General features: G+C 56.8%; 6 protein-coding genes. 2 read left to right on the plus strand and 4 right to left on the minus strand.

Annotated features, from left to right (window positions below; translation table 11 throughout):
• The first annotated feature begins 6 nt into the window (after window positions 1-6).
• On the plus strand, window positions 7-1,011 hold the full coding sequence (gene amgK / locus HMPREF2541_RS02240) for an N-acetylmuramate/N-acetylglucosamine kinase AmgK (RefSeq protein WP_003822085.1): 1,005 nt from the start codon (window positions 7-9) through the stop codon (window positions 1,009-1,011).
• 77 nt (window positions 1,012-1,088) lie between these two features.
• On the opposite strand, the gene HMPREF2541_RS02245 is transcribed toward amgK, so the two are convergent.
• The 4 genes from HMPREF2541_RS02245 to HMPREF2541_RS02260 all read right to left on the minus strand — a co-directional run bounded on the left by HMPREF2541_RS02245 (window position 1,089) and on the right by HMPREF2541_RS02260 (window position 3,609).
• Window positions 1,089-1,730: an NAD(P)H-hydrate epimerase gene (locus HMPREF2541_RS02245; RefSeq protein ID WP_003822086.1), complete on the minus strand. Its 642-nt coding sequence runs from the start codon at window positions 1,728-1,730 to the stop codon at window positions 1,089-1,091.
• A 105-nt stretch (window positions 1,731-1,835) separates the two neighbouring features.
• Window positions 1,836-2,576 carry a hypothetical protein gene (locus HMPREF2541_RS02250; protein WP_070541527.1) on the minus strand — a complete coding sequence of 247 codons (741 nt, stop codon included), beginning with the start codon at window positions 2,574-2,576 and terminating at the stop codon, window positions 1,836-1,838.
• A 149-nt stretch (window positions 2,577-2,725) separates the two neighbouring features.
• Complete coding sequence (locus tag HMPREF2541_RS02255) at window positions 2,726-2,914, minus strand: hypothetical protein (protein ID WP_070541530.1); 189 nt, start codon at window positions 2,912-2,914, stop codon at window positions 2,726-2,728.
• Window positions 2,915-3,072: 158 nt separating this feature from the next.
• Entirely contained in the window at window positions 3,073-3,609 is a 537-nt protein-coding gene (locus tag HMPREF2541_RS02260; protein WP_003822090.1) for a gamma carbonic anhydrase family protein, read from the minus strand.
• Window positions 3,610-3,847: 238 nt separating this feature from the next.
• Here HMPREF2541_RS02260 and uvrB point away from each other — a divergent pair, with 238 nt between their 5' ends.
• The gene (gene uvrB, locus HMPREF2541_RS02265) at window positions 3,848-5,875 is read left to right on the plus strand and encodes an excinuclease ABC subunit UvrB (RefSeq protein WP_070541533.1); all 2,028 of its coding nucleotides are present in this window, start codon (window positions 3,848-3,850) and stop codon (window positions 5,873-5,875) included.
• Window positions 5,876-6,032 lie beyond the last annotated feature (157 nt).

Below are 6,032 nucleotides of genomic sequence, written 5' to 3' on the forward strand. Positions count from 1 at the left end.
AACATCATGGAACGAGAAAAAGAATTGCAAAACTGGCTGCAGAAACGTTATCCGCAGCGGAGTTTCACCCTTTCCTTCGCCGCAGCGGATGCCGATTTCCGCCGCTATTTCCGCGCCGTATTCGAAAACGGCGAGAGCGTGGTCTGCATGGACGCACCACCCGACAAAATGAGCATCGAGCCTTATTTGCGCGTGCGCGAGATTTTTGCCGCCGTGCACGTGCCGCAAGTGTTCCATCACGATATCGAACACGGTTTCGCCGCCTTGGAAGACTTCGGCAAAGTGCCCTACTTGGCCGCACTGGAACACGACACCCGCCCCGAAGTGCAACGCGCCCTGCTTTTGGATGCGCTCGACACGCTGATTGAACTGCAAAAATCCAGCCGCCCCGGCGTACTACCTGAATACGACGAAGCCGTGATGCGCCGGGAAATGCAGCTGTTCCCCGATTGGTTTATGGCCAAAGAGCTGGGCAAAAGCTTGAACTTCAAACAGCAACAGCTGTGGCAGCAAACGCTCGACACCCTCCTGCCCGTGCTTACCGCCCAGCCGCAAGTGTATGTGCATCGCGATTTCATCGTACGCAACCTGATGCTCACCCCGGGCCGCCCCGGCGTGCTGGATTTCCAAGACGCGCTCTACGGCCCGATTACTTACGATCTGGTCTCCCTCCTGCGTGACGCATTTATCGAATGGGAAGAAGAGTTTGTAATCGACCTGGCCGTGCGCTACTGGGAAAAAGCCCGTGCCGCCGGCCTGCCCGTACCTGCCGATTTCGACCGTTTCTACCGCGATTTCGAATGGATGGGCGTGCAGCGGCACTTGAAAGTGGCCGGCATTTTCGCCCGCCTGTGGCACCGCGACGGCAAAGGCAAATACCGCCCCGAAATCCCCCGCTTCCTCAACTATTTGCGCCGTACCGCCCGCCGCTACCGCGAACTCGCCCCGCTCTATGCGCTCTTGCTCGAGTTGGTAGGCGACGAAGAGCTGCAAACCGGCTATACGTTTTAAATGCAGAACGGTTTTTAATCTGGTTGAGGCTGGCCTTTCAGGTAGCCTTCCTCCGCTTGAGCATTTCGCCCTCTTGCCTAATCGATCCCGATATCCAAACACACAATCTCGCCGCACCACTGCTGTGCGGCGGGACCGGCGTGGGCGGGTTTGAGCGCAGCGAAGGCGTAGGTGAGGTTGGCGCGGAAGGTGTCGGCGGCGGCTTCTCCGGTGTCGCCATTGAGGCCGGTGGGGATATCGAGCGCCACTTTGCAGCCGGCAGCGCGGTTGAGCAGACGACAGCTTTCGGCGGCCTCGGGCGGCAGGCTACCTGAAAAACCGGTACCGAAAATGCCGTCGATAATCAGGCCGTAGCCTTGCTCCAGCGCGGCAGGCAGTGCCTCAACCGGCAGGAAGCGGATACCATCCACCCCCTGAAGTCGTTGGCGGTTGGCTTCGGCCAAATCCGACAGTACCGTACCCAAGAGCAGCACAATATCGGCCTGCCAGCCGTGCTGCTGCAACACGCGGGCAATCACCAGCGCATCGCCGCCGTTATTGCCTTTGCCGCACACCAAGAGGGCGCGGCCGGGTATGGGAAACCGGCGCAGCAAATCGGCAGCGGCGGCCTGCCCGGCATTTTCCATCAGCTGCAAAAAGCTGGTGCCGGCCGCCACAGCAGCCTGTTCGCGCTCGCGCATCTGGGCGGCGGTGTAGATTTTCGGGGGACTCTGCGGCATGGTGTTCTCCTGTGTTGGGGTGGGCAAAATTCTATGCCCTTCTCGGCAAACAGGCTACCTGAAGATTTTCAGGTAGCCTGTTTGGCATGTAATCCCAATGCAATTTTAATGCCGATGCTGCTTAGGCATGCGCTGCAAATGGCTTGGATACACCGCGTGCGTTTCCACCCTGCCCTGTTCCACCGCATTGAGGATGGCCCGGCCTTTTTGGTCTTGCGGGAAGTTGCGCACATATTCGCGCAGCAGCGGCAGGGCTTCGCTGCGTTTATTTTGCGTTAAAAGAGCAGTGGCCAAATCCCGGCCGCTTTCTTGATGACCGGCTTGGTAGGCGGCGCGCAGCATGGGGATGGCGCGTTCCATGCGGGCGCTGGAAGCGAGGAAATTACCGAATTCGCCCTGCACGGCGGGTTTGGCGGCGGCCGGAGCGAGGGCAAGCAGGCGGGCGTAGTCGGCTTCGGCGCGTTCGGCATAGCCTGCCTGGTCGAGGTTGTGCCCCATCCAGTTGAGGCGGGCGCGCATTTGCAGGAGCACCAAGTACCCTTGGCTGGGCGCGGCACCGGCACGCGGCGTGTTGTTTTGCACGAGGCTGTCGAGCAGCACGCCCAAAGGCTGCAAATCGGCGATGGCGCGGCGGCGGTCGGCATCGTTGTCGAACTGCACGGGGTATTCCGCCGCGTGTGCGGCCAAATTATCGAACGCACGCTGCACGGCAGGCATATTCACATTAATCGGCGGATGCTCGGGGCTGCCACTCACCAAGCTTTGCAAGTTCAGCGGCTGATAAGGCGCGGCCAAGGTGGCGGGGGCAGCCAGCGCCAGCAGGATGACGAGCAGGTGTTTTTTCATGATGTTCCTTGTCATGGATTGAACACAATCTGGCAGCAAAGGCTACCTGAAAATATTTCAAATAACACAACGGCAATATACCGAAACTCACATTTGCGACAAAGGGCGCATTTTAGCTTGCTTGAAGCAGGGCTTTCAGGTAGCCACGCCTAACGTGTTATTTCCACCCCCACGCCCACTTTGCCATAAGGCGTCACACTGCTATTGCCGTTGCCCAAATCCACCGAGCCGCGCGCACCCACGTGGCCGTTACCGCCACTCACTCCCCCCCCGACGCCACAAGCCGACAACAGGACAGCCAACACCGCCGCAGCGGCCAAACGATATGTTGCTTTCATGACTTTTCCTTTCATCCAATTGAATACAAACAAATATTTTAAACAATAGCACAATGATTTTCAGGTAGCCTCTACGGCACAGCAGGCTACCTGAAAGCCATACTTCCGCAAAATGAAAATGAAGCGGCCGAAGAAGACAAGTTACTGTGAAGCTAACATCAGCTGCCCGCCTTATGCCCCTCTGCCACCCGCACATAATGCGCCGCCGAATACGGCAGAAACGCCAGCTCCTCCGCCGTAAGCTGCCGCACTTGTTTCACCGGCGAACCCACATACAAATAGCCGCTTTCCAGCCGTTTGCGCGGCGGCACCAAGCTACCCGCCCCAATCATCACATCATCTTCAATCACCGCATCATCCAACACAATACTGCCCATTCCCACCAACACGCGGTTGCCAACGGTGCAGCCGTGCAGCGTAACATGATGGCCGATGGTGCAATCCTCGCCGATGATCAGCGGCGAACCCTCCGGCTTGCTGTCCGTTTTGTGGCTCACATGCAGCATCACATGATCTTGAATATTGCTGCCCCGCCCCACACGGATGCTGTTCACATCCCCGCGCAATACGGCAAACGGCCATACCGACACCTCCTCGGCCAACACCACATCCCCCGCCACCAAGCACAGCGGATCGAGATAACAACTGCCATGCACCTGCGGCACGGTATCCAAATAAGGGCGGATATTGCTCATGGGAAACTCCTTGTTTGTATCCAGCCGCAAAGGCTACCTGAAAATCGGATGCTAGCAAAGCCGGGCTGCGGTTTTAGCTGTGTAGGAACTGAGCCGGCAGCATAACAATACCGCCCTACCCCGTTGCCGCCCTACCCTGCCACAAAAGGCTACCTGAAACTTCCCCAGCCACCCAGCAGCAAGCACACGCATTAGCGTTATAATTCCACCTTTGCCCGCGCTTTTTTCAGGTAGCCTCATGGACATCATCCAATACCCCAATTCCCCATTCAAACTCCACCAACCCTTCCCGCCCGCAGGCGACCAGCCGACCGCCATTGCCGGCCTGCTCGAAGGGCTTTCAGACGGCCTTGCCTATCAAACCCTGCTCGGCGTAACCGGTTCGGGCAAAACCTACACCATGGCGAACGTCATCGCCCAAAGCGGCCGCCCCGCCATTATCATGGCGCACAACAAAACCCTTGCCGCCCAGCTCTACGCCGAAATGCGCGAGTTTTTCCCTGAAAACGCGGTGGAATATTTCGTCTCCTACTACGACTATTACCAGCCCGAAGCCTATGTGCCCAGCCGCGATTTGTTCATCGAAAAGGACAGCGCGATCAACGAACACATCGAGCAGATGCGCCTTTCCGCCACCAAAAATCTGATGACGCGCGACGACGTGATTATCGTCGCCACCGTGTCCGCCATTTACGGTATCGGCGACCCGACCGAGTATCAACAAATGGTATTGTCCGTCAAAGAAGGCGACACCATCGAGCAGCGCGACATCATCGCCACGCTCGTTTCCATGCAGTACGAACGCGGGGATTTGGATTTCAAACGCGGCAGCTTCCGCGTGCGAGGCGACGTGATTGACGTGTACCCCGCCGAAAGCTCCGAAAACGCCCTGCGCATCAGCCTGTTTGATGACGAAATCGACCGCCTCGATATGTTCGACCCGCTTTCAGGCAGCCTGCACCAACGCGTCGGCCGCTACACCGTCTTCCCGTCCAGCCACTACGTTACCCCGCGCGACACCGTATTGCGCGCCTGCGAGTCCATCAAAGAAGAATTGCGCGAACGCATCGAATTTTTCGCCCGCGAACAACGCCCTGTCGAACAGCAACGCATCGAACAGCGCACCCGCTTTGACCTCGAAATGCTCTACGAAATGGGCTTCTGCAAAGGCATCGAAAACTACTCCCGCCACTTCTCCGGCAAAAAAGAAGGCGAACCGCCGCCCACGCTGATGGACTACCTGCCAAGCAACGCCATCATGTTCATCGACGAAAGCCACGTTACCGTTACCCAAATCGGCGGCATGTACAAAGGCGACGCATCGCGCAAACAAAACCTCGTGGACTACGGCTTCCGCCTGCCTTCCGCCCGCGACAACCGCCCGCTCAAATTCCACGAATTTGAAAAAGTCATGCCGCAAACCGTCTTCGTCTCCGCCACCCCCGCCAAATACGAAGAAGAACACGCCGGACAAGTGGTCGAACAAGTCGTCCGCCCCACCGGGCTGGTCGACCCCCAAATCATCATCCGCCCCGTCGCCACCCAAGTCGACGACTTAATGAGCGAAATCAACGACCGCATCCAAAAAGGCGAACGCGTACTCGTTACCACCCTCACCAAACGCATGGCGGAGCAACTCACCGACTATTACAGCGAACTCGGCATCAAAGTGCGCTACCTGCATAGCGACATCGACACCGTCGAACGCGTTGAAATCATTAGAGATTTGCGGCTCGGACTGTTTGACGTACTCGTCGGCATCAACCTGTTGCGCGAAGGCCTCGACATCCCCGAAGTCTCCCTCGTCGCCATCCTCGACGCCGACAAAGAAGGCTTCCTGCGCTCCCACCGCAGCCTGATTCAAACCATAGGCCGCGCCGCGCGCAACGTGAACGGCGTCGCCATCCTGTACGCCGACAAAATCACCGACTCCATGAAAGCCGCCATCGACGAAACCGAACGCCGACGCGAAAAACAGATTAAATTCAACGAAGAACACGGCATTGTGCCGCAGCAGATTAAAAAACAGGTCAAAGACATCATCGACGGCGTGTACCACGAAGAAGACGGCGGCAAAGGCCGTCTGAAAGGCAAAAACAAAGTTAAAGTCAGCGAAATCCACAACGAGGAAGACGCGATTAAAGAAATCGCTAAACTGGAAAAGGCCATGCAGCAGGCGGCTCGAGATTTGCAGTTTGAAGAGGCGGCGGTGTTGCGGGATAGAATACGGGGAATTAAAGAGAATTTGTTGTTTGGGGCGGAGTGAGTTAGTTTAACCTTTTAAGAATTGGATTAGAAAAATGCAAAAAGTGAATAATGATGAAAAATGTTATTTTTGTAATGAGAAAAAAGCCGTAAAGTCTCATGCAATTGCAAAAATAAAATTGAATAGGGGCTTAGGAAGCAAAATCACTCAATATAGT

The organism is Eikenella sp. HMSC061C02, assembly GCF_001809035.1.
Taxonomy (GTDB): Bacteria; Pseudomonadota; Gammaproteobacteria; order Burkholderiales; family Neisseriaceae; genus Eikenella; species Eikenella corrodens.